This window comes from Thermocrispum agreste DSM 44070 (assembly GCF_000427905.1).
GTDB lineage: Bacteria > Actinomycetota > Actinomycetes > Mycobacteriales > Pseudonocardiaceae > Thermocrispum > Thermocrispum agreste.
This window is the reverse complement of record NZ_KE386603.1, coordinates 747,997-774,054: the sequence shown is the minus strand read 5'-3', so window position 1 is coordinate 774,054 and position 26,058 is coordinate 747,997. Positions and strand designations below refer to the sequence as shown.

Below are 26,058 nucleotides of genomic sequence, written 5' to 3'. Positions count from 1 at the left end.
ATGCCCGAGCAGACATTCATCCTCAACGGGAAGAAGGTCACCGTGGACGTCGAGGACGACGTCCGAGTGCTGTGGGTCCTCCGGGACATTCTCGGCGTGACGGGACCGAAGTACGGCTGCGGCATCAACGTGTGCAAGGCATGCACCTCGCACATCAACGGCCGGGCGTTCAACCCGTGCGCGGTCCGGGTCGGTGACCTCGAACCCACCGATCACATCACCACCATCGAGGGGCTGGCGGACACCGCCGACGGCGAGCTGCACCCGATGCAGCAGGCGTGGCTGGACAAGGACGTCTCGCAGTGCGGTTACTGCCAGCCCGGGCAGATCATGGCCGCGGTGGCGCTGGTGAAGAAGGTGCGGCGGGAAGGCAGGTCGATCACCGACGCCGATCTCGACCAGATCCGCAACATCTGCCGGTGCGGCACCTACTCGCGCATTCGCGAGGCGATCGAGGAGGGCGCCCGCAACATGTAGCCGGCCGGTGGGGCCTTCGCGCGGCTGCCGCTCGCGGGAGGCCCCACCGCCCAGCGCGGCCCGTCAGCGGTATGCGTCGTGCGTCCGGATTCCCGGCCCGCGACTGTCGGTAGGGCGTGCCATGCTGGCACGGTGATCGCCACTTTCGCAGCCGAACTGTGGGTATGGGACGCCCGGCGTGCCGAGACGTGGACGTTCGTGTCGGTTCCCGTCGAGGTGAGCGAGGACATCCGGGAGCTCACCGAGGGCGTGCAGCGTGGGTTCGGGTCGCTCCGGGTCCGGGCCACGATCGGCGGCACCACGTGGCGGACGTCGATCTTCCCGGACAGCGGGTCCGGCTGCTATGCGCTGCCTGTCAAGCGCGCGGTGCGCACCGCCGAAGGCCTCGAGCCAGGCTCCATCGCCGAGGTGACCGTCGAGCTGCTCGACGTCTGAGCCTGCCTAGGCGGGCGGCTGCCCATCGAGCCCGCCTGACCGGGCAGCCACCCGCGGCAGCCTGGCTGACCGGGCAGCCACCCATCGAGCCCGCCTGACCGGGCAGTCACCCGCGGCAGCCTGGCTGGCCGAAGTCCCGCCCGGGCATTCGTGACGACCCGGGTGGACGTGATGTGCAGTGCCGGGCGAGAACGGCACGCCGGTCAGGGGCGGCCGTGCACCGCCGTCTGCAACCGCTCCGCGAGTTCGATGGCCCTCGTCGTGTGACTGCTGAAGGCGAACTGTCGTCCGTCGTTCAGCCGGACGACACAGCGGAAGTTGATGCCCAGGCCCCCGCGATTCTGCGGGTTCCCTTGCCGGACCACCTGGGCGATGTCCCGCCAGGGGATCGCTTCGGCCGCACCCCGGGCATGGCGGACGATGCCGTGCTCGTGGAGGTCGATCGCGTGGCCACGCGTCTGCGCTGCCCTGATCAGCAGCACGACCCCGATCAGCACGGCAAGCCCGCCGAGGCCGAGCAAGCCGCCGATCACCATCTCGATCGCGCGATACGCCGGTTCACCGGGAAGCATCGGCCGGTCCGCATCGGAGAGCATCATGGGTATCCCCACGGCCAGCGCCGCCGCCCCGCCGATCGTGTAAGCCAGTCCGAGAACACGACGCCGCTTGTTGTCCACCGGGTACCGGCCGACGAGCGCCCCCAGGTCAGTGGTGTGCATAGCACAGTGGTAGCACGCCCGGTCCACGACAACGGGCGCTGACCGGAACCTGCCACGCCACGACCACTGCAGACCGTCTCTCGGCGTGTACGTCGGCGGGCCGCCGATCCGGCATCGAGGCTGCGCAGGCATGCTGCGCCTCAGATGTCAGCGGTCGCGGTTCGGCGCGTAGTAGACGCCGAAGGTGTCGAGCAGTTCTTCCTCCACCAGCAGCGCCGACCGGGCCTCGGTGCCCCGCGCCGCCGCCACCGACGTGGCCATGGCCTGCACGAACGTCACGAAGGCGGTCATCGACCGCAACACCGACACCCCGGTGGTGTCCAGGTAGAACGCGTGGGTTGCGGAGCCGGCCAACGGTGAGGCCGGGTTGTCGGTCAGGGCCACGGTGGTGGCGCCGCGCCGGGCCGCCCACTCGAAGGCCCGGACCGTGTCCGCCGAGTAGCGGTGGATCGAGGCCGCCACGAAGCAGTCACCCTGCTGGACCCGGCGCAGCTCGTCGGTCAGCACGCCGTGCGCCGCGCCGAGCACGCGCACCTCCTCCCGCACCAGGCCGAGCAGGTAGCCGAACAGGTGCATGACGGGAAAACACTTGCGCAGGCCCAGCAGGTGCACCCGGGTCGCCGTGGCCAGCACGCCGACGGTCTGGTCCCAGGCGGGACGGTCGACCCTGGCGATGCTGCGGGCGATGTTGGCCTGATCGAAGGCCACCGCCAGCTCGAGCGGATCCCGCGCCTGCGCGGTGAGCGATTCCACGTTGGCGAACCGGCGCAGCAGCTGCGCCTGTTCCCGCAACCGCTCCCGGCACAGCCGCGCCAGGCCGGGGTAGCCGTCCAACCCCAGGCTGGTGGCGAACCGGACCACGGTCGACTCGTTGATGCCGACCGACCTGGCCAGCTCGGTCACCGTCATGAACGCCACGCCTTCCGGATCGGCCAGCACACGTTCGGCGAGCAGCTGCTGCGATCGGGTCAGCTGAGGCATCCGGCTCCGCAGCAGCGCCGCCAGCTCGTCGAAGGTCTCCGGCGCGGTGTTCGTGTCGGCCATGACCACCATCATCCTCAGCCGGCCGCCGAGCTGCGCGCTGGGCCACACATGGCGGCATGAATGTTTGCACGATGACTACTTTGTGCAATACTGTTTGCATCAGTCGGCCAAGGAGTCGGCCAAGGAGGCATGCACATGGTTGCCCATTCGGCGACATTGGCCATCAACGAACGGCTTGCGGCTCGGCGCGCGGCCGGTGAGCGGGTGGTGCATCTCGGCTTCGGCGAAGCCGGGTTGCCGGTGCCCGGCTTCATCGCCGAGCAGCTGCGTGGCGCCGCCGGGCGCAACGGCTACGGCCCGGTCGCCGGTTCGCCCGGAGTACGCCGGGCCGCGGCCGGCTACTTCACCCGCCGAGGGATCACCACCCAGCCGGAGCAGATCGTCACCGCTCCCGGCAGCAAAGCACTGCTGTACGCGCTGATCGCCGCCCTCCCCGGGGACGTGATCCTGCCCCGGCCGTCGTGGGTGAGCTATGCGGCTCAAGCGGCTCTGGCCGGTAAGCGCGTGCACTGGGCGGACATCCCCGAGGAAGCCGGTGGCGTGCCCGATCCCGGGGCACTGACTGCCGCGGTGCACGCGGCGCGCCGGGCCGGGCAGAGGCCCGGTGTGCTGGTCCTGACGGTGCCGGACAACCCGACCGGGACCGTCGCGACGGCCGAGCACGTCAAGCAGGTGTGCGCGATCGCCGAGGAGCACGGTCTCGCGGTGATCTCGGACGAGATCTACCGCGATCTCGCCGCCGACCCGGCAAGCGTGCGTTCCCCCGCCGAGTTCCTGCCCCAGCAGTGCTTCGTGACCGGTGGATTGTCGAAGAGCCTGGCCCTCGGCGGGTGGCGCATCGGCTTCGCTCGCTTCCCGCACAGTGACCTCGGTGAGCGCACTCTCGACGCGGTGATCGGTATCGCCAGCGAAGTCTGGTCCAGCTTGGCCGCTCCTATGCAGGATGTCGCCGCGTACGTCCTGGATGAGCCGTCCGAGGTGCGCGAGCACGTTGCCGCCGGCCGCAAGCTGCACGCGGCCGTCGCGCAGGCGGTGTACCGGGAGTTCGTCGCCGCCGGAGCGGCATGCCGTCAGCCGACGGCAGCGTTCTACCTGTATCCCGATCTCAGTCCGCTGGCTGGTCTCGGCCGTCACGGCCTGGCGGGGGCGGACGCCGTGGCCGGTTTCCTGCTGGACAAGCACGGCGTCGGCGTGCTCAGCGGCGCCGCGTTCGGCGACCACCCGGACGCGCCACGCTTCCGGGTGGCCACCAGCCTGCTGTACGGGGAGTCCGAGGAGCAGCGGTGGCAAGCGCTGAGTTCGGACGCCCCGGCCGAACTGCCGTGGGTGGCGGCGGCGTTGACCCAGCTCCGGACGGCCCTGGCCGACCTGCGCTGATCGACGGGTCCATCACCGCACGCCGATCTGGCGCTGCCGGAGGCCGGCGAGGCCGATGCCTGCACCCGCCAGCGCCAGGACCGCCAGCCAAAGCGCCGGAAGCACGTCGAACGATTCGACGGGCATGTCCGCAGGGTGGCTCAGCGGTGACAGGGCACGCACCCATTCCGGCAGGTCGAGCAGATCGGCGAAGTTGCCGACGAACACCGCCAAGGCGACCACCGCCCAGCCGATCGCAGGCAGCCAGCCAGGTACCCAGCCGTACAGCGCCGCGCACAGGCCCAGCACCAGCAGCACCGCCGGGATCATGTTGAGATGGCTGGCGACGACGTCCCCGAACGTTTGCCAGTCGCCGAGCGATCCGGCCACGGCCGCGCCGGTACCCACGCCGGTCAGCAGCAGGATCACCGCCGCACCGAACCCGATCACCAGCAGGTGAGAGCCCGCCCAGGCAGACCGGCTGACCGGGGTGGCGAGCAGCGCGCCCGCCCGCCCGGACGTCTCCTCCGCGCGCAGCACCTGCGCCGCGAACACCACGTAGGCGGCCGTCAGATACCCACCGAAGATCGCCAGGAACGCCAGATACCCGGTGAGCAGCTGCTCTGCGCCGAACATCTGCCGGACGGCCTCCGGCAGGTCGGCGGCCGATTCCACGATCACATCCGCGAAGGCCCCGTCGACACAGCCGAGGGCGACGATCGATGCCGCCCAACCGGCGAGCCCACCCCGCTGCAGACGCCACGCGAGACCGAGCGGCGTGCCCAGAAAACGGGAAGCCGTCGCCGCGCCGCGCCGCGCACTGATCAGGCCGGCGCCCAGGTCGCGCTTGTTCTGCAGGACGAACCCGAGCAGCGCCCCGACGATGCCCAGCCCCAGCAGGAGCAGGAGCGGCCACCACCGGTCGTGGACGTATGGCGCAGTCTGCGAGGCCCAGCCGAACGGTGACGTCCACGACAGCGCGCTGCCGCCGACCTCGGCCATGTCACCGAGGCCGCGCAGCGCGAACGCCACTCCGACGACCACCCCGGCCCACCCGGCCGCGGTGCGCGAACTCTCGCTCAGCTGCACGGTCACCGCGGTGACCCCGGCGAAGGCCAGGCCCGTCGCCCCGGTCGCGGCGCCCACAAGCAGCGAGCCCGTCAGTGCGAAGCCGTTGCCGACCGCCAGCGCCGTCACCACGATCGCGGCCGCGATGTCGGCAAGCACGGCGACCAGCAATGCCGCGGTCAACGGCGCGTCCCGGCCGACGACGTTGGCGCGGATCAGCTCGGCGCGCCCGGTCTGCTCCTCCAGCCTGGTGTGCCGGACGACGAGCATGATGTTCATCAACGCGGCCAGCAGGAACAGATAGAGCAGGTAGCCGGCGGCGAAGAACCGCTCGTAGGTCGGCGCGTCGAGACCGAACGCCGGGCCGGCGAACATGCGCCCGACCGGCTGCTCGAGCAGCGGAACGGCCGCGGCGAGATCCTGCTCCGACGGCGCGAGTTCGGGCAGCGCCGCCCCGATGTAGACCACCAGTAGCCCGAGGCCGACGATCCAGGCGGGCAACTTGACCCGATCCTGGCGCAGCAGGAACCGCGCCAGCGTCAAGGTCGCGGTACGCGAACCGGACGGCGCGCTGTGCCGCGTTGCCGTCCGGTCACCCACGGTGGCCGGCACGTCACTTCACTCCCGTCGTGGCGCCGCGCGCCGAAAGATCGTCCCCGTAGTGGCTCATCAACAGCTGTTCGAGGGTCGGCGGATGGGCGACGATCGAGCGGACACCCAAACCGGCCAGCTCACGCAGCACGTCCCCGACCCGGCTGCCGTCGACCTCGAAGCGCACCTGTCCGTCCGTCTGCCGCAGGTCGTGCACGCCCGGCATGGCGGCGAGCCGCTCCGGCGAGCCGGTGACCTCGGCCTCGACCGTGATGCGGGTCATGTGCCGCAGTTCGCGCAGGGAGCCGGACTCCACGATCCGGCCCTGCCGCACGATGGAGATCCGGTCCGCCAGCACTTCGACCTGCGCCAGGATGTGGCTGGACAGCAGCACCGTCGTGCCCGTGTCCCGGGCTTCCCGGATGGCCTGCTGGAACACCAGCTCCATCAACGGGTCCAGGCCTGCCGTCGGCTCGTCGAGCAGCAGCAGCTCCACGTCGGAGGCCAAGGCGGCGATCAGCGCCACCTTCTGCCGGTTGCCCTTGGAGTACGTGCGGGCCTTCTTCGTCGGGTCCAGGTCGAAGCGTTCGCACAGCTCGTCGCGCTTGCGCCGGTTCACCCCGCCACGCAGCCGCGCAAAGACGTCGATCGCCTCCCCGCCGGTCAGCTTCGGCCACAGCTCCACGTCGCCGGGAACGTAGGCGAGCCGGCGATGCAGCGCCACGGCGTCGTGCCACGGATCGGAGCCGAACAGCCGCACCGTCCCGCCGTCGGCCTTCAACAGGCCGAGCAGGACCCGCATGGTGGTGGACTTGCCCGCTCCGTTCGGGCCGAGAAACCCGTGCACCTCGCCGCGGGCGACGGTCATGTCCAGGCCGTCGAGCGCGCGGATGGTGCCGAAAGTCTTCACCAGCCCGGCACACTCAATCACGTTCATCGTCGCTGCCGCCTTTCGGGTCGGATTGCTCCTCGAGCTGATCGAGGTAAGAGCGGACGTTCTGATAGGTCCCGGGAGTGAGCACGCCCTCGCAGTAGATCTCCAGGACGGCTTGCAAGTAGGCCACCGGCGGCTCGTCGCCGTCGATCAGGTCGACCCCCAGCAGCCGCTTGAAGTGCTCGTGCAGCACCAAGCTGCCCATGGCGAACAGGAACAGCACCACCACCCGAGCCCGCGGGTTGGCGCTGGGCTTCACCAGGCCTGCTGCCACGCCCTCTTCGATGTACTGCTCGGCGTGCTCGACCATCTTGTCGATCAGGTCGTTGACGTGCGGGCTGCCGTCGACCAGCGTCTTGGCCAGGTAGCGCATCAACGGCCGGAACTCGGCGATCTGACTGGTGAGCATGACCGGGTCGAGCCGCGGGCCCTGCCGCACCGCGTCGGTCTTGAGCGCCAGCAGCGTGTCAGCGACGTACTGGTCGCATGCCACGCGCAGGCCGTCCTTGGAGCCGTAGTGGTGAATGATCAACGCGGGTGAAACACCCGCGCGCTCCGCGATGGCCTTGAGGCTCGTGCCGTTGACCCCGTGCTGACCGAACAACTCGATCGCCGCGTCCCGGATGCGTTCCACGCCGCCGCGCTCGGCGTTCGCCTCTTCCCGTCTGTCCGGTTGCGCCACCACTCGCCAACTCCTGACTGAACGCTTAGTCAGCATACTGTCTGAACATTCAGTCAGTCAACGGAGGCGGCGTCGTTCTCCGCCTACGCGGACAATGCGCGGCGTGCGGTGTGAACGTGTGGCGTACGCGAAGACGCCGATGCTCGATTCTCGCGGCGGGGCAACCGAATCGGCGTCGAGACGTCTTCCGGAGAGCCCGTGACAACGCGACAACAAGGGGGAGCCCGCGCGTAAACGGACACTTGGCATCGTTGTTTCCGGTATCGCCGCGATTGCGGCTGCAACGGTGCCGGTAGCGGCGGCGGACACCATGTCAGCCGCCGCCTAGGTGACCACATCCGGCGACGTCGACGGCCGTGGTGGCGACGAGCGCATCACGATCCGCGACGTGTCGCCGACCGAGCACGAGATGGTCGTCACCTACGACGACGGCACGATCGAGCGGTACCGCTTCCCGGTCGAGGACGGACCGGCGCCGCGCGCATCGCGGATCAAGCTGCGCGCGCTGATTCGCTCCGAGGCGGCCTGCGGGACGGGTACCTGCGGGCCGTCCCGGCCTTGTGCCAGGTCCGGCATCGGTCGTCTTCCAGAGCCGACCGCACGGCGGCTGCAGGTGCCGCGGGAAACGGGAGACTCCCGCACATCGCACACGGTGGGCACAGCTGGGTTCGAACCAGCGACCCCCTGCTTGTAAGGCAGGTGCTCTTCCGCTGAGCTATGCGCCCCGACGGGCCCGGGCGAACCCGGGTGCTCCGTTATACCTTAAAGCTCGGCGATCGCCTTCTTCCACGCCTCCTGGTCACGGGCCTCACCCGGCACCTTGCGCTCGGCGAAGCGGACCACGCCGTCGGTGTCGATCAGGAACGTGCCGCGGACGGCCATCCCGCTGTCGGCGTTGAACACCCCGTACTTCTTGGCCACCTCCCCGTGCGGCCAGAAGTCCGACAACAGCGGGAACTGGAAGCCCTGCTGGTCCGCCCACGCCTTCAGGGCGAACGGGGTGTCCACCGAGATGCCGAGCACCTGCACCTTGTCCTCGAACGACGAGTAGTCGTCGCGCAGCTGGCACAGCTCACCGGTGCAGATCCCGCTGAACGCGAACGGGTAGAACACCAGCAGCACCGGCTTGGCGCCCCGGAAGTCGGACAGCTTCACCTGCTGCTTGTTGTAGTCGTTGAGCGAGAACTCCGGCGCGATCGAACCGACCTCGACCTCGATCATGTGCTGCTGCCTCCCTAACCCGTGGATCACCTGCGATGCGGGTCAGGTTAGTGGCGTGGTCAACGACGTGTCCCCCGCGGCGGGACGAGGCGAGACCCAGCCCACTTCTCCCCCACGCTGATGGTCGAGGTCTGCGCCAGCCCCACGGTCGGGACGACCTCGGCGATCTCCGCCGGCTCCACGTGGCCTTCCTGGCCGGTCTTGGGCGTCAGCACCCACACCACGCCGTTCTCGCTCAGCGGCTGCCGGGCATCGACCAGGGCGTCGCCGAGATCACCGTCGCCGTCGCGCCACCACAGCAACACCACGTCGACGACTTCCTGGGCGTCCTCGTCGAGGATCTCCCCACCGATCCGCTCCTCGATCGCGGCACGAACGCTCTCGTCGACGTCCTCGTCCCAGCCGATCTCCTGAACCACCATGTCCGGCTTGATGCCAAGCCTGTCGGCGACGTTTCCAGCCGCGACCACGACTGCTACTCCTCCTACCTGCCATGCGCTGCCCATCGGCGCGCCGACTCTTGTAACGTCAGTATTGAGTAGTGACAGCGAACACCGCAGTGGCCGCGCACGCAAGCAACCACGGCCACCGAGTCGGCATTATTTCCGCGCTCGACGGTCACGAACACCCGCCTACTGGCGAGTAACGATGACGAAACCGCCAGGAAGCGGAAGGATGACAACAGCATCACCAAGACCACAGTGACGAGCTAGGAGCGGCACCCTTGCCCCAGCAGAACACACCGCCGTCCGGCGCCGCCACGAACGGCAAGGCGCCAGCCCGCGTGCGGGTCATCCGGGACGGCCTGGCAGCGCACCTGCCCGACATCGACCCGGAAGAGACTGGCGAATGGCTGGATTCGTTCGACGAGGTGTTGGCCCGCGGCGGCCAACAGCGGGCCCGGTATCTGCTCTTGCGCATCCTCGAGCGGGCCCGCGAGCGCAACGTCGGCGTTCCACCGTTGACGGCGACCGACTACGTCAACACCATTCCGACGGAGAACGAGCCCTGGTTCCCCGGTGACGAGGAGATCGAGCGCCGCTACCGCGCCTACATCAGGTGGAACGCGGCGATCATGGTGCACCGCGCCCAGCGTCCCGGCGTCTCCGTCGGCGGCCACATCTCCACCTACGCCTCGTCGGCCGCGTTGTACGAGGTCGGTTTCAACCACTTCTTCCGTGGCAAGGGGCACTCCGGCGGTGGCGACCAGGTCTTCATCCAGGGCCACGCCTCCCCCGGCATCTACGCGCGTGCGTTCCTGGAAGGCAGGCTGACCGCTGCCCAGCTGGACGGCTTCCGCCAGGAGTACTCGCACGCCGGCAAGGGCGGCGGCCTGCCGTCGTACCCGCACCCGCGGCTGATGCCGGACTTCTGGGAGTTCCCCACGGTGTCCATGGGCCTGGGCCCGATGAACGCCATCTACCAGGCCCGGTTCAACCGCTACCTGCACGCCCGCGGCATCAAGGACACGTCCGACCAGCACGTGTGGGCGTTCCTGGGCGACGGGGAGATGGACGAGCCGGAGTCGCGCGGCCTGATCCACGTGGCGGCGGCCGAGGGCCTGGACAACCTGACGTTCGTCATCAACTGCAACCTCCAGCGGCTGGACGGCCCGGTCCGCGGCAACGGCAAGATCATCCAGGAGCTGGAGGCCTACTTCCGCGGCGCGGGCTGGAACGTCATCAAGGTGATCTGGGGCCGGGAGTGGGACGCGTTGCTGCACGCCGACCGCGACGGCGCCCTGGTGAACCTGATGAACACCACGCCGGACGGCGACTACCAGACCTACAAGGCCAACGACGGCGCATACGTGCGGGAACACTTCTTCGGCCGTGACCCGCGCACCAAGGAGCTGGTCAAGCACCTGTCCGACGAGGAGATCTGGAACCTCAAGCGCGGCGGGCACGACTACCGCAAGGTGTACGCGGCGTACAAGGCGGCCATGGAGCACCACGGTCAGCCGACGGTGATCCTGGCGCACACCATCAAGGGCTACGGGCTGGGCCCGGCCTTCGAGGGGCGCAACGCCACGCACCAGATGAAGAAGCTGACCCTGGACGACCTGAAGCTGTTCCGGGACTCGCTGCGCATCCCGATCAGCGACGAGGAGCTGGAGGCCGACCCGGCGCTGCCGCCGTACTACCACCCGGGCGAGGACTCCCCGGAGATCCAGTACATGATCGGCCGCCGCAAGGCGCTCGGCGGCTTCCTGCCGGAACGCCGGGTGCAGGCCAAGCCGCTGGTGCTGCCGGGGGACAAGGTCTACGAGGGCCTGCGCAAGGGCTCGGGCAAGCAGGACGTGGCCACCACCATGGCGCTGGTGCGGCTGATCCGCGAGCTGGCCAAGGACGCCAACATCGGCAAGCGGGTGGTCCCGATCATCCCGGACGAGGCGCGCACGTTCGGCCTCGACTCGATGTTCCCGACCGCCAAGATCTACAACCCGCACGGCCAGAGCTACACGTCGGTCGACGCGCAGCTGATGCTGGCCTACAAGGAGGCCGAGGACGGCCAGCTGCTGCACGAGGGCATCAACGAGGCCGGGTCGGTGGCGTCGTTCACCGCAGCGGGCACGTCGTACGCCACGCACGGCGAGCCGATGATCCCGGTCTACATCTTCTACTCGATGTTCGGCTTCCAGCGCACCGGCGACGGGCTCTACGCGGCCGCCGACCAGATGGCGCGCGGCTTCGTGATCGGCGCGACGGCGGGCCGGACGACGCTGACCGGTGAAGGCCTGCAGCACGCGGACGGCCACTCGCATCTGCTGGCGGCGACCAACCCGGCGGTGGTGTCCTACGACCCGGCGTGGGCGTTCGAGATCGCGCACATCGTGCGGGACGGGCTGCGCCGGATGTACGGCGAGAACGCCGAGGACGTCATGTACTACCTCACGGTGTACAACGAGCCGTACAAGCAGCCGCCCGAGCCGGAGGACCTCGACGTCGAGGGCCTGCTGCGGGGCCTCTACCGGTACCAGGTGGCGCCGGGGAACACCGGTCCACGGGCGCAGATCCTGGTCTCCGGCGTGACCATGCCCGAAGCGCTGCGGGCGCAGAAGCTGCTGGCCGAGGAGTGGGGCGTCCAGGCCGACGTCTGGTCCGCGACCTCGTGGTCGGAACTGCGCCGCGAAGCGGTGGAGATCGACCGGTACAACCTGCTGCACCCGGACGAGGAGCCGCGGGTTCCGTACGTCACCCAGGTGCTGTCCGACGCGGCAGGGCCGATCGTGGCGGTCTCCGACTGGATGCGCGCGGTGCCGGACCTGATCCGGCCCTGGGTACCCGCCCCGATGTACACCCTGGGCACCGACGGGTTCGGCTTCTCCGACACCCGTCCGGCGGCACGCAGGTATTTCCTGGTCGACGCCGAGTCGATCACGGTTGCCACGCTGGCCGCGCTGGCTCGCACCGGCGACGTGAAGCAGTCCGCGGTGTCCGAGGCGGCGCGCAAGTACCGCATCGACGACGTCACCGCCGCGGGCCCGCAGCTGACCGACGCCGGCGACGCCTGACACAGCGGGCGAAAGGCTGGGCGGACGACCGGCGTCCGCCCAGCCTTCTGCTGTCGTACGGGCGGCTACTCGCGCAGATCTCCGCTCATGCCGCCGGTGGCAGGGCCGGCGCCGGGACCGGCCCCCGGGGCGGGCCGGCCGCCTGCCGACGAGGACGAGAACTGCTGCTCGATCGAGTCGAGCCAGCGCGGCCAGCGCTCGGACGTCGCCCTGATCAGGCCACCGCCGAAGCCGACGACGATCACGCCGCCGACGGTGGCCAGCACCGCGATCAGCACCGGGCCGGTGACCAGCTCGCCGACGCCGATCTGGCTCAGCGCGGCGATGACGCCCAGCGCCAGGATCACCCAGTACGCCGCGGTGGCCAGGCCACGCGCGGCACCTCGGCCCGCCAGCGCGTTGCCCACCAGCTCGCGCACCGCGTTGCCGATCGCCGCCGCCACCAGCACCAGCACGATGGCCACCGCGATCCGCGGCAGGAAGGCGATCACGTCGTTGAGCAGCTGGCTGACCGGATTCGTCGGCCCGAACACCCCGAACGCGATCTGCAACGCGATGAGCAGAATGAAATAGTAGACGATCTTGACGATGATTCCGCCCGCGTCGATGTTCGACTGCTGGAAAATCCGGGCCAGCCCGGTTTTGTCCACCAAGCGGGCGAAGCCGAGTTTCTGCAGCAGCAGGCTCAGCCCTTTCGACACGGCTTTGGCGATGAGCCAGCCGATCAACAGAACGATGAGGAACATCAGCAGCTTGGGCACGAACGTGACGATCGCGCTCCACGCATCGCCCAGGCCTGCTCTGATCTCGTCCACGGCCATCTCCTCCTCGCTACCGAACGCCCCGGACAGCGTGATCGTCAGCCCGCATGCGCTGGTCAGCAACTCGAAACGGACGCAAGGACGGGTGATTCCGCAGGCAAACAGGACGTGTCCGCCCATAATGGACACGCCGACCGGGAAATCGCACGACGATGCAAAAGGCGCCCGGAGTCAAATTCCGGCGACACGACCCGGGAATCCGCATCGCGGCACGCGGATCCGGACGCTGCGGCAAGCCGAATCGAGCACGACCGGATGCCGGAAAATCAGGGCCCAGCGAGCGCCGGTGCAGCCGGACGACAATGGGACGGAAAACATCCCGGGCGACACCTCGCTCGGCACCGGACCGCAACGCCGAGGAAACATCGCCGCCGACCCGCTGGATTACTGTTGTCGGCATGACCACCCAGTCGCTCGAGCCGCCTGCGGCGAGGCTGTCGCCGGGCACCATGCGCAAGGTCGAACGGGCCTCCGGCGACCTGGCGGGGGCGTGCGTGGCGGAGATGCAGCGACGGCTGCCGTGGTTCTCCCGGATGACGGCCGACCAGCGGGCCAGCATCCTGCTCATCACGCAGGCGGAAGCTGCGGGGTTCACCGAGTGGCTCCGGGATCCGACCATCCCCTCCCGGCCGACCACCGACGCGTTCCGGGACGCTCCGCGCGAGCTGTCCCGGCTGATCAACCTGCGGCACACCGTGGTGCTGATCCGCATCGCCATCGAGGTGTTCGAGCGGGAGCTGCCCAAGTACGCGGCCAACGAGGCCGAACGCGTGCTGCTGACCGAGAGCGTGCTGCGCTACGGCCGGGAGGTGGCGTTCGCCGCGGCGACCGCCTACGCCGCAGCCGCCGAGTCTCGCGGCGCGTGGGACGCCCGCTTGGAAGCGCTCGTGGTGGACGGGATCGTGCGCGGCGACGCCGAGGAGTCACTGCTGTCCCGCGCGGCCGCCCTCGGCTGGGATCCGGCCAGCCCGGCCACGGTCGTGGTGGGCGCGGCCCCCAAGGCGGACTCCCCCGACGTCATCACCGAAGTACGGGCGCAAGCAGGCCGGGTCGGCCGCTCGGTGCTGGTCGGGGTACAGGGCACCAGGCTGATCGTGGTGGTCAACGGGCCGACGACCGGGTCACCGGAGGCCGAGAAGGTGCTTCCCGCGCTGACTGCGTGCTTCGGCGACGGGCCGGTGGTGGCGGGCTCGACCGTGCCCCGGCTGGCCGACGGGCACCGCAGCGCGGTGGAGGCGCTGTCCGGCCTGCGGGCGGTGGTCGGCTGGGCGGGCGCCCCTCGCCCGGTCCGTGCCGCCGACCTGCTGCCGGAACGCGCGCTGGCCGGCGACGCCGAGGCGGAGCGCACGCTGATCGAGGAGATCGCCCGGCCGTTGGAACAGGCGGGAAGCGCGATCGAGGAGACCGTCACCGCCTACCTGGAGGCGGGTGGCGTACTGGAAGCGTGCGCGCGGCAGCTGTACGTGCACCCCAACACCGTGCGCTACCGGCTGAAGCGGGCCGCCGAGCTCACCGGGCGCAGCGCCACCGATCCGCGCGACGCGCTCGTGCTGCGGGTCGGGCTGATGGTCGGCAGGCTGGCCAAGGCCAGGGGGCTGTGGTGAGCAGGCCCGCCGCCGCGCACTCGGCAGCGTGCGGCCTGCCGCATGCCGCGAATCCCCGGCTTGTGGTGAGCCTCTACACAAGCCGGGATGCGAACCCGGCGGCAAGCGGTACGTTTGTGGGGTTCCTCCAAAGACGCTCGGAGTACTTGGTACTCCGCGACATCACGGCCGGAGGCCATCGCCGTGTTCGCTAGAAACGTGACGCACGAGCTCGCCGTTCTTACCCCCGGACAAGGTTCCCAGTCCCCCGGGATGCTCACCCCGTGGCTCGAGGTCGACGGGGCCCGCAAGCGTCTCGCCGAATGGTCCGAGGCGACCGGTCTCGACCTCATCCGGCTGGGCACCGAGGCCGACGCCGACGAGATCCAGGACACCGCCATCACCCAGCCGCTGATCGTGGCGGCGTCGCTGCTGGCCTACGAGATCGGCGCCGAGCGCGGCCTGTGGCCGGCGGACGCCCCCGTGGCCGGGCACTCGGTGGGCGAACTCGCCGCGGCCGCGATCGCCGGCGTGCTGGACGCCACGGACGCCGTGGCCCTGGCCGCGGTGCGCGGCGCCGAGATGGCCAAGGCGTGCGCGCTGGCCGAGACCAGCATGGCCGCGGTGATGATGGGCGATCCCGACGAGGTGGTGGCCTGGCTGGCCGAGCACGGCCTGTCCGCGGCCAACCGCAACGGCGCGGGCCAGATCGTCGCGTCCGGCCCCGCCGACGCCATCGCGGCGATCGTCGCCGACCCCCTCCCCGGCACCAAGGTGCGGCAGCTGAAGGTGGCGGGCGCGTTCCACACCGAGTACATGGCGCCCGCGCGGGAGGCGCTGGCCGGGCACGCGGCCAAGATCACCCCGCGCGACCCGGACCGGCCGCTGCTGTCCAACGCCGACGGCGCCGTCGTGTCCTCCGGGAAGGAGTACCTGGACCGGCTGGTCAGCCAGGTCACCAGCCCGGTGCGCTGGGACCTGACCATGCAGACGCTGGCCGAGATCGGCGTGACCAGCACGGTCGAGCTTCCCCCCGCCGGAACGCTGACCGGCCTGGTGCGACGCCAGCTGAAGGGCACCGTCACCGGCACCACGGCGATCAAGGTGCCCGCCGATCTGGACAAGCTGGCCGACGACAGCCGGGAGAGCTCGTGACCGCGATTCGTCAGGCAGCCGGGGCCCCGGCCACCCAGGTGCTCGGCATCGGCAGCTACCAGCCGGAACGGGTGGTCACCAACGACGACTTGTCGCAGGTGATGGACACCAGCGACCAGTGGATCCGGGACCGGGTCGGCATCGTCGAGCGCCGGTTCGCCGCCGAGGACGAGCGGCTGGTCGACATGGCGGTGGAGGCCGGGAGCAAAGCACTCAGCGACGCGGGGCTGGAGCCGTCGGACGTGGACACGGTGATCGTGCCGAACTGCACCATGCCCGCCCCCATCCCGAACGCCGCCGCGCAAGTGGCCGACCGCATCGGGGTCAAGGCCGCGGGCGCGTTCGACCTGAACGCGGCCTGCGCCGGCTTCTGCTACGCCCTCGGGGTCGCCTCCGATCTGGTGCGTGCCGGCTCGTCCCGGCGGGCGCTGGTGATCGGCGCGGAGAAGCTCACCGACGTGGTCGACCCGCTGGACCGGGCGAACGCGATCATCTTCGCCGACGGCGCGGGCGCCGCCGTGGTCGGGCCTGCCGATGAGCCACGCATCGGCCCGGTGGTGTGGGGCAGCGCGGGCGATCTGGCCGCCACCATCCACATGCGCGACAACAAGTACATCCACCAGGAGGGCCAGTCGGTCTTCCGCTGGGCGACCACACAGATCGCGCCGGTGGCGATGCGTGCCGTGGAGGCGGCCGGGCTGAGCCTTGCCGACATCGACGTGCTGATCCCGCACCAGGCGAACCTGCGCATCGTGGAGGCGATCGCCAAGAAACTCAAGGCCAAGGGGGCCCGGGACGATCTGGTGGTGGCCGATGACATCGTCTACTCCGGCAACACGTCGTCGGCGTCCATCCCGCTGGCGTTGGATCACATGCGTCAAAAGGGACGGGTGTCGTCGGGCGACGTGGTGCTGGCCGTAGGCTTCGGGGCCGGGCTGTCCTACGCGGGACAGGTGTTCGTGGCTCCGTGATCAGCTGCTCGGGCAGGTCGTGCCGGGCGGAAGAGCACTGGTGAACTGACAGAAAGGAACGCAATGGCGGACAACGCGAAGATCCTCGCCGGCCTGGCCGAGATCGTCGAGGAGGTCGCCGGGGTGGCCAAGGACGAGGTCACGCCGGAGAAGTCGTTCGTGGACGACCTGGACATCGACTCGCTGTCCATGGTGGAGATCGCCGTTCAGGCGGAAGACAAGTTCGGCGTGAAGATCCCGGACGACGAGCTGGCTAACCTCAAGACGGTCGGCGATGCGGTGAACTACGTCGCCAAGAACTCCTGATCGGCACACCGCCGGTCACATCCTGCAAGTGGGGAGGCGTTAGTCAATGAGCACACCAGACGTCGTGGTCACCGGCCTGGGCGCGACGACACCGCTGGGCGGGGACGTCGATGCCCTGTGGGACGGCCTGCTGGCCAGCCGGAGCGGCGTCCGGTTGCTGGAGGAAGAGTGGGTCGAGACCTACGACCTGCCGGTGCGGATCGCCGCGCCGCTGGCGGTGGAGCCGACCGAGGTCCTGCCCCGGGTGGAAGCGCGCAGGCTGGACCGGGTCGAGCAGGTGGCGATGGTGGCCGCGCGGCAGGCGTGGCGGGACGCCGGGTTCGGCGAGGGCGAGGACGCCGGCGTCGAGCCGGAGCGGCTCGGTGTCGTGATCGGCACCGGTGTCGGCGGCGCGGGCACCCTGCTCGCCATGGACGATCAGCTGGAGAGCAACGGGGTGCGCAAGGTGTCCCCGTTGACCGTCCCCATGCTGATGCCCAACGGCCCCGCCGCGTGGGTCGGCATCGACCTGAAGGCACGCGCCGGCGTGCACGCGCCGGTGTCGGCCTGTGCCTCCGGCGCTGAAGCCATCGCCTGGGCCTTCCGCATGTTGCGGGCCGGGGAGGCCGACGTGGTCGTGGCCGGCGGAGCGGAAGCCTGCATCGCCGCCATCACGATGGCCGGGTTCGCCCAGTCGCGCACGATGAGCACCCGCAACGACGACCCGGAGGGCGCTTCGCGGCCGTGGGACGTCGACCGGGACGGGTTCGTGCTCGGGGAGGGCGCCGGCTGCATCGTGCTGGAGCGGGCGGAGTTCGCCGCGGCACGTGGCGCGCGGGTCTACGCCAAGCTGGTCGGCGCAGGCACCAGCGCGGACGCGCACCACATCACCGCGCCGGACCCGGAAGGCACCGGCCAGGCGCGCGCGATGCGAGCCGCGCTGCGCAGCGGTGACATCGACCCGCAGCGGGTGCACCACGTGAACGCGCACGCGACGTCGACCCCGGTGGGCGACGTGACCGAGACGGTGGCCGTGCGCAAGGCGATCGGCGATCACCCGGTGCTCACCGCGCCGAAGAGCGTGCTCGGGCACCTGCTGGGCGCGGCGGGGGCGGTCGAGTCGATCGCCACCATCCTGACCGTGCACCACGGCCTGATCCCGCCGACCAAGAACCTCGAGCAGCTCGACCCCGGCGTGACGCTGGACGTGGTGCGCGACGAGCCGCGGAAGATGGACATCGACGTTGCGCTCAACGACTCGTTCGGGTTCGGCGGGCACAACGTGACGCTGGCTTTCGCCAAGGCCTGACGCAGGCAGTACGAACGCCCCGGGCGCGTCCCCGGGGCGTTCGGCTCGTCATGGCAAGGATCGTGGGCGGGGTCAGCATCGCCGGGCTTCCGGCACCGTCCCCGGGACGACGCTGCCGATCTTCCATCCGTCGTTCTCCAGCACCAGCGGCAGCATCAGCTGCCAGTGGATGCACCCGGCAGGAAGATCCGGCGGCGCATCCTGCTCGTCCTGCGTGCTGGTGAAGCTGAACAGGATGCGCAGCGAGCCGTCCGGGCCGGTTTCGATCCGGTGCAGCACGGCGCTGCCGATGCGGGTGCTGCGGTAGCCCTCCAGCCACGCCTGCTTCGGCTGCACCGCGATGCGCTCCTGCGAGACCGCGGTCTTCCAGCGCCCGTAGTTGCGTTCGTTGATGCCGGTGGTGTAGGCCTGCAGCAACTTCCGGGCGATCTCGCCGTACGGGTGCCGCGCGGCATCGGGCGTCAGCTTGACCTGCGCGGGCCCCGGTTGGTCGGACGGCGCGAGTGAGGTCGACGGCGCGACGGTGACCGGTATGTCCGCACGGACCGGCGCGCGCTCCTGATACAGCTCGCGGGCCAGCAGACCGCCGGCCACTGCCAGCGACATCACCCCGATCACCGTTGGCACCAGCAACCGCACGGCGTTCAGCCTAGTCGGCCGCCGCTACACCACCTGGTGCAGCCAGGTGACCGGCGCGCCGTCACCCGCGTGGCGGAACGGCTCCAGCGCCTCGTCCCACGCGGTGCCGAGCAACTCGTCGATCCGATGAGCCAGATCCTCCCCTGCCCGGCTGCGGGCGACGAGGGTGCGCAGCTGGTCCTCGCCCACCACGATGTCGCCGTTCGCGCTGGTGCGGCCCCGCCACAGGCCCAGTCCTGGGGCATAGCAGAACCGCTCACCGTCGACCCCTTCGCTGGGCTCTTCGGTGACCTCGAAGCGCAGCATCGGCCACGCCTTGAGTGCCCTGGCGATGGCGGCACCGGTCCCCGCCGGGCCACGCCAGTCGCACTCGGCACGCAACTGCCCAGGCGCGGCGTTCTGCGCCGTCCAGCTCAGCTGCGCCGGCCTCCCCAGCGCGCCGGAGAGCGCCCACTCGACGTGCGGACAGACCGCAGCAGGCGAGGAGTGGACATAAACCACGCCGCGCGTGTTCCCACGAGTGCTCACAGCTGACCTCCGCGTTGTCGATCTTGCTCTGCCGACGAGGGGCATCTTCCCCAACGTCCTCGTCGTGTACAGATCCGATCGATCCGCATCGGAGGAAGGCACTCCGGGGTATGCAGTTGTGGTAGTTGCAGATTACCTATCCCGCCCCACATGCACCAGTTGCAACACCGAAAACGGGACCAATACACCACCCCGCGGCGGTGTGTCGACCTGCCACGCCGTACTCGGGCGATGCTTCGCACGACGGAGCCACCCGGTTCAGCGACCCACTTCGGAGTGCGCCGCATCCGTCACGTCGACGCGCCGGGAACACAGCCGCGGGGCGGCACTCGCAGCGACCGCACCATGGGCCGCGCCGCAAATCAGGCATACCAGCACAACCGGTCATATACCCCGGTGACCTGCGCAAACGGGCCGATGTCCCGGTGTGCGACGGGCGGGTCCGAACGCGCCGGCCGCCGGGGTCCTGGTTAACCTATCCGGGGGAATCCACCAGCCGAGCCGGGAGGTTTGCGTGCGGCTGCTTCGTGTCGGGGAGCCCGCCAGCACGGTCGCTGCCGACGTGCGGGCGGGCCTCACTGCGCTCGGCCGGGGTCCTGCGGAGCTGGGCGGGATCGCGGTGGTGGGCGTGCAGCCGCTGGAGAACGGCCCGTCGTTCGACGCGGTGCTGGTCATGCCGCGCGGCATCGTCCTGGTGGCCGGCATCGATCTGCCCGGGCCCGCCCTGCACCTGGAAGCGCCGCTGCACGGTCAGTGGAAGGCGGACAACTGGCCGCTGGTCGGCAAGTCCGCAGCCGTGAATCCGGCCAGCGCGTCGTTGCGCGCGGCCGACGAGCTGGCCGGCCGCCTGGCCGCGCTGACCAACGGCAGCGTGCCGATCTCCCTGATCCTGGCGGTCGGTCCGTTCGTGGAACGGGTGACGCCCGCCAAGGCGGAGAACGACCGGGTACGGATCGTCCACCCCCGGCCCGCTGCGCTGCTCGAGGCGATCACCGAGCTGGTCCCCGCCGAAGGGCCGGCATGCACGGTGGAGCAAGCGCGAGCGATCGTGCGCCTGCTCGACAGCAATGCCCCGATTCAGCCGGACGACGTGCTCATGCGGGAGGGCTTTGCCGCCGGGGCGGCCGCCCTCGCCCGCGACGGGTGCGCTCCCGCGCTGGCCGAGGAAGCGTCGACCGTGCCGATGTCGCCACCGGCGAACGGGCAGGCGAGCACCGTGCGGAATGGTACCGGCGACGCCGTTCCCCCGGCAGCCGCCGGGGCATCGTCGGTGACCGCGCAGAAGGCCAAGGCGGCCGCCCTCGCGGCCGCGGCCCAGGCACGGCAATCCACGTCTGCTGGTACCACCCAGCAGCCCGACAGCTCGGGCACGCCCCAGGCCGCCGGCAAGGCACAGCAGTCCGGGACCGAACGGATACGAGCCGCGTTCGCGGCCGACGACCGCCCGACGGACCTGATACCGCCGCCGTTGCCGAAGCAGCGGCCTGCCCCGTCCGGCCGCCGGTCCCAGCTCCGGCTGTTGCCGATCGCTGCCGTGCTCGTGGTGGTGGCCGGGCTCGTCGCGGCCATCGTCATGGCGACCAGCACGAGCGGGACCGGGGAACAGCCGGAACCGGCGAACCGGGCCGAACAGCGGGCGCAGGACATCACCGTCGACGGCGTGCAGTTCACCGCGGTGGAGCGGTGGGACAACGACACCTGCCAGGACCTGACCTACGGCGACGTGCAGGCCAAGCTCCAGCAGACGCCGTGCACCCGCATCCGCCTGGCCAGCTACCTCGCCACCACCCCGGGCAAGCAGGCCGCGGTGAGCCTGGCCGTGATCGACTTCGCCGATCCCGCGCACGCCAAGCAGCTCAAGGCGGTCGCGGACAAACCGGGCTCGGGCGGCGCGGCGGACGCGGCGAACATGAGCGAGTCGTGGCCGGACGGCAAGCTGACCTTCCACCACGCCGTGTATCACAGCGTGGTGCACGGCAACTCGGTGCGGCTGGTGCGGGTCGCGTGGCTGGACCGGCCGTCCACCGACAAGGACCGGGAACTGGACCGCATCGCCAAGACCGCGTTCCGGGTCCCGGTCGAGTGACCCGGGACCGCCGACTCCCGACCGAGCGACCCAGGACCACCAGCTCCCGACCGAGCGACCCAGGACCACCAGCTCCCGACCGAGCGACTCGGGACCCCCGGGCCCCTGCCGGCGGCAGGGAACGGCAGGTGCAGCCACGCCACCGCGGGATCGGCGGATGGCCGCGCCCCTCACAGCTGCTTGAGTTCCTCCACGATGTCGGTCACCGACGCCTTGGCGTCGCCGAACAGCATCGCCGTCTTGCTGTCGTAGAACAGCTCGTTCTCGATGCCCGCGAAGCCGGAGCTCATCGACCGCTTGAGCACGATGACCGACTTCGACTGGTTCACCTTCAGCACCGGCATGCCGTAGATGGGCGAGTTCGGGTTGGTCTCGGCCGCCGGATTGGTGACGTCGTTGGCGCCGATGACCAGCGACACGTCGGTCTGCGCGAACTGCGAGTTGATCTCGTCCATCTCCTTGAGCTGCTCGTACGGCACGTCCGCCTCGGCCAGCAGCACGTTCATGTGCCCCGGCATCCGGCCGGCCACCGGGTGAATGGCGAACGCGACGTCGACGCCCTTGGCTTCCAGCAGCTCGGCCATCTCCTTGACCGCGTGCTGCGCCTGCGCCACTGCCATGCCGTAACCGGGCACCACGACGACCTTGGACGCGTACGCCATCTGGATCGCCGCGTCCGCCGCGCTGGTGCTCCGCACCGGGCGGTCGGTGCCCCCGGTGGCGCCGCCCCCGGTGTCGGAGCCGCCGCCGAAACCACCGGCCACGATGGCCGGGATCGACCGGTTCATGGCCTTGGCCATCAGGTTGGTCAGGATCGAACCCGACGCGCCGACCAGCATGCCGGCCACGATGAGCGCGGTGTTGTTCAACGCCAGGCCCATCGCCGCGGCGGACAGGCCGGTCAGCGCGTTGAGCATGGAGATGACCACCGGCATGTCCGCGCCACCGATCGGCAGCACCACGAAGACGCCGGCCAGCGCGGCCAGCACCAGCAGGCCGATCATCAGCAGCTCGGAGTCCGCCCCGGCGACGATGGCCACCGCGCACGCCACGGCGCCCAGCAGCACCAGCAGGTTCACCGGCTGCTGCAGCCTGCCCAGCGTGATCGGCCTGCCGGGCAGGATCTCCTGCAGCTTGCCGAACGCGATGTTGGAACCCCAGAACGACACCGAGCCGACCAGGGCGGCGAACAGCGAGGCGATCGCCATGTACTTCGGCTCGTGCGCGTAGGCGTCGGTGTTGCGGAACTCCGCCCAGGCGATCAGTGCCACCGCGCCACCGCCGACACCGTTGAACAGCGCCACCATCTGCGGCATCGCGGTCATCTTGACCTTCCGCGCGGCGGGCACGCCGATCGCCGAGCCGATCACCAGGGCGACGACGATGAGCAGCCAGTTGTGGCCCATCTCGTCCTTGAGCAGGGTGGCCACGAACGCCACGGTCATGCCGACGGCGGCGATCCAGTTGCCGCGCACGGCCGTCTTCGGGCTGGTCAGCTTCATCAGCCCGTAGATCATCAACGAGAACGCGATGATGTAGAGGGTGTTGACGAACACCTCGTGACGGATCCAGCTCACTTGTCGGCCTTCCCCTTGCTCACCGAGCCGGCTTGGCCGGGCTTCTGCTTGAACATCCCCAGCATCCGGTCGGTGACCACGAAGCCACCGACGACGTTGATCGCCCCGAACACCACCGCGACGAACAGGATGATCCCGCTCACCACGTCGTCACCCACGCCCATGCCCAGCACGAGCACCGCACCGAGCACCACGATGCCGTGGATGGCGTTGGTCGCCGACATCAGCGGGGTGTGCAGCGTGTTCGGCACCTGGGAGATCACCAGGAATCCGGTGAATCCGGCCAGCACCACGATCGCCAGGTTCTGGATCAGCACCAGGTTCTCCATCACGCCTCCCCGGACTGCTCGGTGGCCGGTTCCGGTGCGGCGGGCAGCAACGCCCGCCCGGCCACACATGCCTTGGCCACGATCTCGTCACCGACGTCGATGGCCAGCGCGCCGTTGTCGTCGACCAGCAACTCCAGCAGCTCGACCACGTTGCGCGAGTACAGCTCGCTGGCGTGGTCGGGCATCTCGGCGGGCAGGTTCGACGGCGCCACGATGGTCACGTCGTGCTTGACCACCACCTGCCCCGGCTCGGTCAGCTCGCAGTTGCCGCCGCTGTCCCCAGCCAGGTCGACGATCACGCTGCCCGCTTTCATCCGTTCCACCGCGTCCGCGGTGACCAGCGTGGGCGCCTTCCTGCCCGGCACCTGCGCGGTGGTGATCACCACGTCGAAGCCGGTGATCGCGTCGGTCAGCCTGCGCTGCTGCTCGGCCCGCTCCTCCTCGGTCAGCTCGCGGGCGTACCCTCCTTCGCCCACCGCTTCGATGCCGAGGTCCAGCCACTGCGCGCCGACCGACCGAACCTGGTCGGCCACCTCGGGCCGGACGTCGTAACCGGTCGTCTGGGCGCCCAGCCGTTTGCACGTGGCCAGCGCCTGCAGGCCGGCCACTCCGGCGCCCAACACCAGCGCCCGCGCGGGCTTCACGGTGCCCGCCGCGGTGGTCAGCATCGGGAAGAAACGCGCCAAGTGCGTCGCGGCCAGCAAGGCCGCCCGGTAGCCCGCGACATTGGCCTGCGACGACAGCGCGTCCATCGCCTGGGCGCGGGATATCCGCGGGATCGACTCCATGGCGAACGCGATCACGCCCGCTTGCTCGAGCTTGGCCACCCGATCCGGGTCGCTCAGCGGGGCGAGAAAGCCGATCACCACGCTGCCCTTGCGCAGCCGGGCGATCTCCTCGTCGGTGGGCGGTGCCACCCGCACCACGATGTCCGCCTGGTAGGGATCGCCGATCGCGGCGCCCGCCTCGGTGTAGGCGCTGTCCGCCAGGAACGCCCCGGCGCCCGCGCCTTCCGCCACGATCACCCGCATGCCGCGTTTGACCAGGCGCTCGACCATCTTCGGTACCAGCGCCACCCGGCGCTCACCGGCCGCCGTCTCGGCGACGACGCCGACGGTTGCGCCGCCCGCACTTCCCGCTTCGGTGTCCGCCATCCGCGTGACCTCCTGTCCGAGAGCAACTCAGACCGCTCGGGGCCGCCAGGACCACGGGCGTTGAAGACGTTGTGTACCACGGCGGACCGGCCTTGGCGATCTTCGGTGGCGCGGTTAACAACGCGGGTGGCCGTCGTCTTCTTCCCGCCGGCTTTGCCCGCCGGACGAAGCGCCCTACCGTGGAGGTGTGAAGTCGGTCGAAATCGAGATCACCACCGGCCGCCGGGCCGTCGTGCACGACCTGAGCGAGCAGGCACAGAAGTTCCTGGCCGATTGCGGCGCCACCGACGGGCTGCTGCACGTGTGGGTTCCGCACGCCACGGCCGGGTTGGCCGTGGTGGAGACCGGAGCAGGCAGCGACGACGACCTGCTGGCCGCCCTTGACGACCTGCTCCCGCGGGACGACCGCTGGCGGCACGCCCACGGCACCCCTGGTCACGGCCGCGACCACGTGGTGCCCGCCTTCCTGCCGCCGTACGCGACCGTCCCGGTGCTGGACGGGCGGCTGGCGCTGGGGACTTGGCAGTCGTTGTGCCTGGTGGACACCAACGTGGACAACCCGGTGCGCAAGGTCCGGTTCAGCTACCTGGCGGGTTGACCTGCTCCTCCCCCGGCCGAGCACGTTCGCGCGACCTTCCCGCGCGCCTTCCGCGCGTCCGGATATGGTCTGCAGCTATGACCTATCCCGGTGGTGAGCACGATCCCTACAGCGGTCAGCCGGTTCCCCACTACTACGGTTCCGGATCGACCTACCAGGGGCTCGGCGCGTTCGAGCAGCCGCCGCGTCGGTCGCGCACGGCACTCGTGGCCGGCGTCGTCACCGCGCTGGTGCTGGCAGGTGGGGGTGCGGCCGCATACTTCCTCACCACTGGCGGTGACGAATCGCCGGAAGCCGCGCCTGCGACGTCGACGAGCGCGGCGCCCACCACCGCGCAGAGCAGCTCGCCACCCCCGACCAGCTCGCTTGCCCCGCCGACCACACAAAGCGCCGGATCGTCGCGCGTCAAGGCAGTCGTCGAGGGCTGGGCACCGGTGTTTTCCGCGCGGGAGGGTGCGGCGTTCGACGTGTCCGAGGATTGGACCGTGGAAGATCCCGGGGTGATCGCCGGATTCGAGGACGACAGCGGGATCCGGACGGCCATGCACGGGGTGGCGACCTACCGCGACGGGTTCTGCGCGGAGGAGAAGAACTCCAACAGGGGCCGGGCCGGGTTCATGAGCGTCGAGAAGCTCGACCCGAAGAAGGTCGCCAGGGCCGCGGCGAAGATGTGGGCGACCGCCGCCATGGAACTGCCGGAGGACTCACCGAAGGTCAAGCCGACGCCCGCGCAGGAGGTCGAGATCCACGGCGGCAAGCGTGCCTGGTTGTCGACCGCGACGGTGGACAACCCGGAGGACGGGCCCTGCCAGGGCGAGGGCGTGAAGGTCACGACGGTCGCCTTCCAGGCCCGTCCCGGCGGCCTCACGGTGGTGTTCGTGCTGTACCACGACACCGGGGTGGACGACGAGCTGCCCGAGGACGAAGCTCGGCGGATCATCGGCAGCCTGCGCGTCACCAACAAGTGACCCGGTCGCCCGGT

Annotated in this window: 25 protein-coding genes and 1 tRNA gene; 12 read left to right on the top strand and 14 right to left on the bottom strand. The window is 70.1% G+C overall.

What is annotated here, in order from left to right; translation table 11 throughout:
- Both YWY_RS0113705 and YWY_RS0113700 read left to right on the top strand, forming a co-directional pair.
- Complete coding sequence (locus tag YWY_RS0113705) at window positions 1–477, top strand: (2Fe-2S)-binding protein (RefSeq protein WP_028848063.1); 477 nt, start codon at window positions 1–3, stop codon at window positions 475–477.
- A 132-nt stretch (window positions 478–609) separates the two neighbouring features.
- Window positions 610–912: a DUF1905 domain-containing protein gene (locus tag YWY_RS0113700; RefSeq protein WP_028848062.1), complete on the top strand. Its 303-nt coding sequence runs from the start codon at window positions 610–612 to the stop codon at window positions 910–912.
- Between the two features lie 203 nt (window positions 913–1,115).
- Here the strand turns inward: YWY_RS0113700 and YWY_RS0113695 are convergent, their stop codons facing one another.
- A complete protein-coding gene (locus YWY_RS0113695; protein ID WP_028848061.1) occupies window positions 1,116–1,631 on the bottom strand; it encodes a hypothetical protein in 516 nt (171 codons plus the stop codon).
- Window positions 1,632–1,778: 147 nt separating this feature from the next.
- Complete coding sequence (locus YWY_RS0113690) at window positions 1,779–2,675, bottom strand: MurR/RpiR family transcriptional regulator (protein ID WP_051310282.1); 897 nt, start codon at window positions 2,673–2,675, stop codon at window positions 1,779–1,781.
- 135 nt (window positions 2,676–2,810) lie between these two features.
- Here YWY_RS0113690 and YWY_RS0113685 point away from each other — a divergent pair, with 135 nt between their 5' ends.
- Window positions 2,811–4,052 carry a pyridoxal phosphate-dependent aminotransferase gene (locus YWY_RS0113685; RefSeq protein ID WP_028848059.1) on the top strand — a complete coding sequence of 414 codons (1,242 nt, stop codon included), beginning with the start codon at window positions 2,811–2,813 and terminating at the stop codon, window positions 4,050–4,052.
- Between the two features lie 12 nt (window positions 4,053–4,064).
- Here the strand turns inward: YWY_RS0113685 and YWY_RS22020 are convergent, their stop codons facing one another.
- The 6 genes from YWY_RS22020 to YWY_RS0113645 form a co-directional block, all read right to left on the bottom strand.
- On the bottom strand, window positions 4,065–5,711 hold the full coding sequence (locus YWY_RS22020; protein WP_051310221.1) for an ABC transporter permease: 1,647 nt from the start codon (window positions 5,709–5,711) through the stop codon (window positions 4,065–4,067).
- A 1-nt stretch (window position 5,712) separates the two neighbouring features.
- Window positions 5,713–6,627, bottom strand: coding sequence for an ABC transporter ATP-binding protein (locus tag YWY_RS0113675; RefSeq protein WP_028848058.1), 915 nt, complete (start codon window positions 6,625–6,627; stop codon window positions 5,713–5,715).
- The gene (locus tag YWY_RS22015; RefSeq protein WP_051310220.1) at window positions 6,614–7,309 is read right to left on the bottom strand and encodes a TetR/AcrR family transcriptional regulator; all 696 of its coding nucleotides are present in this window, start codon (window positions 7,307–7,309) and stop codon (window positions 6,614–6,616) included. The genes YWY_RS0113675 and YWY_RS22015 overlap by 14 nt, the downstream gene beginning before the upstream one ends.
- Window positions 7,310–7,959: 650 nt before the next feature.
- A tRNA-Val gene (locus YWY_RS0113655) sits at window positions 7,960–8,031 on the bottom strand.
- Window positions 8,032–8,068: 37 nt separating this feature from the next.
- On the bottom strand, window positions 8,069–8,524 hold the full coding sequence (locus tag YWY_RS0113650; RefSeq protein ID WP_028848057.1) for a peroxiredoxin: 456 nt from the start codon (window positions 8,522–8,524) through the stop codon (window positions 8,069–8,071).
- A gap of 62 nt (window positions 8,525–8,586) precedes the next feature.
- Window positions 8,587–8,997: a DUF3052 domain-containing protein gene (locus tag YWY_RS0113645; protein WP_028848056.1), complete on the bottom strand. Its 411-nt coding sequence runs from the start codon at window positions 8,995–8,997 to the stop codon at window positions 8,587–8,589.
- Between the two features lie 254 nt (window positions 8,998–9,251).
- Between YWY_RS0113645 and aceE the strand changes: the two genes are divergently transcribed.
- The gene (gene aceE / locus YWY_RS0113640; RefSeq protein WP_028848055.1) at window positions 9,252–12,041 is read left to right on the top strand and encodes a pyruvate dehydrogenase (acetyl-transferring), homodimeric type; all 2,790 of its coding nucleotides are present in this window, start codon (window positions 9,252–9,254) and stop codon (window positions 12,039–12,041) included.
- 65 nt (window positions 12,042–12,106) lie between these two features.
- On the opposite strand, the gene YWY_RS22010 is transcribed toward aceE, so the two are convergent.
- The gene (locus YWY_RS22010) at window positions 12,107–12,862 is read right to left on the bottom strand and encodes a mechanosensitive ion channel family protein (RefSeq protein WP_038045323.1); all 756 of its coding nucleotides are present in this window, start codon (window positions 12,860–12,862) and stop codon (window positions 12,107–12,109) included.
- A 398-nt stretch (window positions 12,863–13,260) separates the two neighbouring features.
- On the opposite strand from YWY_RS22010, the gene YWY_RS0113630 reads away from it, so the two are divergent.
- The 5 genes from YWY_RS0113630 to YWY_RS0113610 all read left to right on the top strand — a co-directional run bounded on the left by YWY_RS0113630 (window position 13,261) and on the right by YWY_RS0113610 (window position 18,165).
- A complete protein-coding gene (locus tag YWY_RS0113630; protein WP_028848054.1) occupies window positions 13,261–14,466 on the top strand; it encodes a PucR family transcriptional regulator in 1,206 nt (401 codons plus the stop codon).
- Between the two features lie 198 nt (window positions 14,467–14,664).
- Window positions 14,665–15,600: an ACP S-malonyltransferase gene (locus tag YWY_RS0113625; RefSeq protein ID WP_281168993.1), complete on the top strand. Its 936-nt coding sequence runs from the start codon at window positions 14,665–14,667 to the stop codon at window positions 15,598–15,600.
- Window positions 15,597–16,571 carry a beta-ketoacyl-ACP synthase III gene (locus tag YWY_RS0113620; RefSeq protein WP_028848052.1) on the top strand — a complete coding sequence of 325 codons (975 nt, stop codon included), beginning with the start codon at window positions 15,597–15,599 and terminating at the stop codon, window positions 16,569–16,571. Before YWY_RS0113625 ends, YWY_RS0113620 begins: the two co-directional genes overlap by 4 nt.
- Window positions 16,572–16,634: 63 nt before the next feature.
- Window positions 16,635–16,877 (top strand): acyl carrier protein, encoded by a 243-nt coding sequence (locus YWY_RS0113615; protein ID WP_028848051.1) that lies wholly within the window; start codon window positions 16,635–16,637, stop codon window positions 16,875–16,877.
- Between the two features lie 46 nt (window positions 16,878–16,923).
- Window positions 16,924–18,165 (top strand): beta-ketoacyl-[acyl-carrier-protein] synthase family protein, encoded by a 1,242-nt coding sequence (locus YWY_RS0113610; protein WP_028848050.1) that lies wholly within the window; start codon window positions 16,924–16,926, stop codon window positions 18,163–18,165.
- Window positions 18,166–18,237: 72 nt separating this feature from the next.
- On the opposite strand, the gene YWY_RS0113605 is transcribed toward YWY_RS0113610, so the two are convergent.
- Window positions 18,238–18,804 (bottom strand): hypothetical protein, encoded by a 567-nt coding sequence (locus YWY_RS0113605; RefSeq protein ID WP_028848049.1) that lies wholly within the window; start codon window positions 18,802–18,804, stop codon window positions 18,238–18,240.
- Window positions 18,805–18,828: 24 nt separating this feature from the next.
- Entirely contained in the window at window positions 18,829–19,332 is a 504-nt protein-coding gene (locus YWY_RS0113600) for a DUF3145 domain-containing protein (protein ID WP_028848048.1), read from the bottom strand.
- Window positions 19,333–19,846: 514 nt separating this feature from the next.
- Here YWY_RS0113600 and YWY_RS0113595 point away from each other — a divergent pair.
- Window positions 19,847–21,418 carry a hypothetical protein gene (locus YWY_RS0113595; RefSeq protein WP_028848047.1) on the top strand — a complete coding sequence of 524 codons (1,572 nt, stop codon included), beginning with the start codon at window positions 19,847–19,849 and terminating at the stop codon, window positions 21,416–21,418.
- Between the two features lie 170 nt (window positions 21,419–21,588).
- On the opposite strand, the gene YWY_RS0113590 is transcribed toward YWY_RS0113595, so the two are convergent.
- From YWY_RS0113590 to YWY_RS22005, 3 genes are read right to left on the bottom strand one after another with little or no spacing between them, the layout of a single operon-like run.
- Window positions 21,589–22,995, bottom strand: coding sequence for an NAD(P)(+) transhydrogenase (Re/Si-specific) subunit beta (locus YWY_RS0113590; RefSeq protein ID WP_425426129.1), 1,407 nt, complete (start codon window positions 22,993–22,995; stop codon window positions 21,589–21,591).
- Entirely contained in the window at window positions 22,992–23,312 is a 321-nt protein-coding gene (locus tag YWY_RS0113585) for an NAD(P) transhydrogenase subunit alpha part 2 (RefSeq protein ID WP_028848045.1), read from the bottom strand. The genes YWY_RS0113590 and YWY_RS0113585 overlap by 4 nt, the downstream gene beginning before the upstream one ends.
- 11 nt (window positions 23,313–23,323) lie before the next feature.
- Window positions 23,324–24,478 (bottom strand): Re/Si-specific NAD(P)(+) transhydrogenase subunit alpha, encoded by a 1,155-nt coding sequence (locus YWY_RS22005; protein ID WP_051310218.1) that lies wholly within the window; start codon window positions 24,476–24,478, stop codon window positions 23,324–23,326.
- A gap of 187 nt (window positions 24,479–24,665) precedes the next feature.
- On the opposite strand from YWY_RS22005, the gene YWY_RS0113575 reads away from it, so the two are divergent.
- Together YWY_RS0113575 and YWY_RS23325 are read left to right on the top strand one after the other, a co-directional pair.
- Window positions 24,666–25,076: a secondary thiamine-phosphate synthase enzyme YjbQ gene (locus tag YWY_RS0113575; protein WP_028848044.1), complete on the top strand. Its 411-nt coding sequence runs from the start codon at window positions 24,666–24,668 to the stop codon at window positions 25,074–25,076.
- Between the two features lie 77 nt (window positions 25,077–25,153).
- Window positions 25,154–26,044, top strand: a complete 891-nt coding sequence (locus tag YWY_RS23325; protein ID WP_028848043.1) for a DUF8017 domain-containing protein — start codon at window positions 25,154–25,156, stop codon at window positions 26,042–26,044.
- Window positions 26,045–26,058 lie beyond the last annotated feature (14 nt).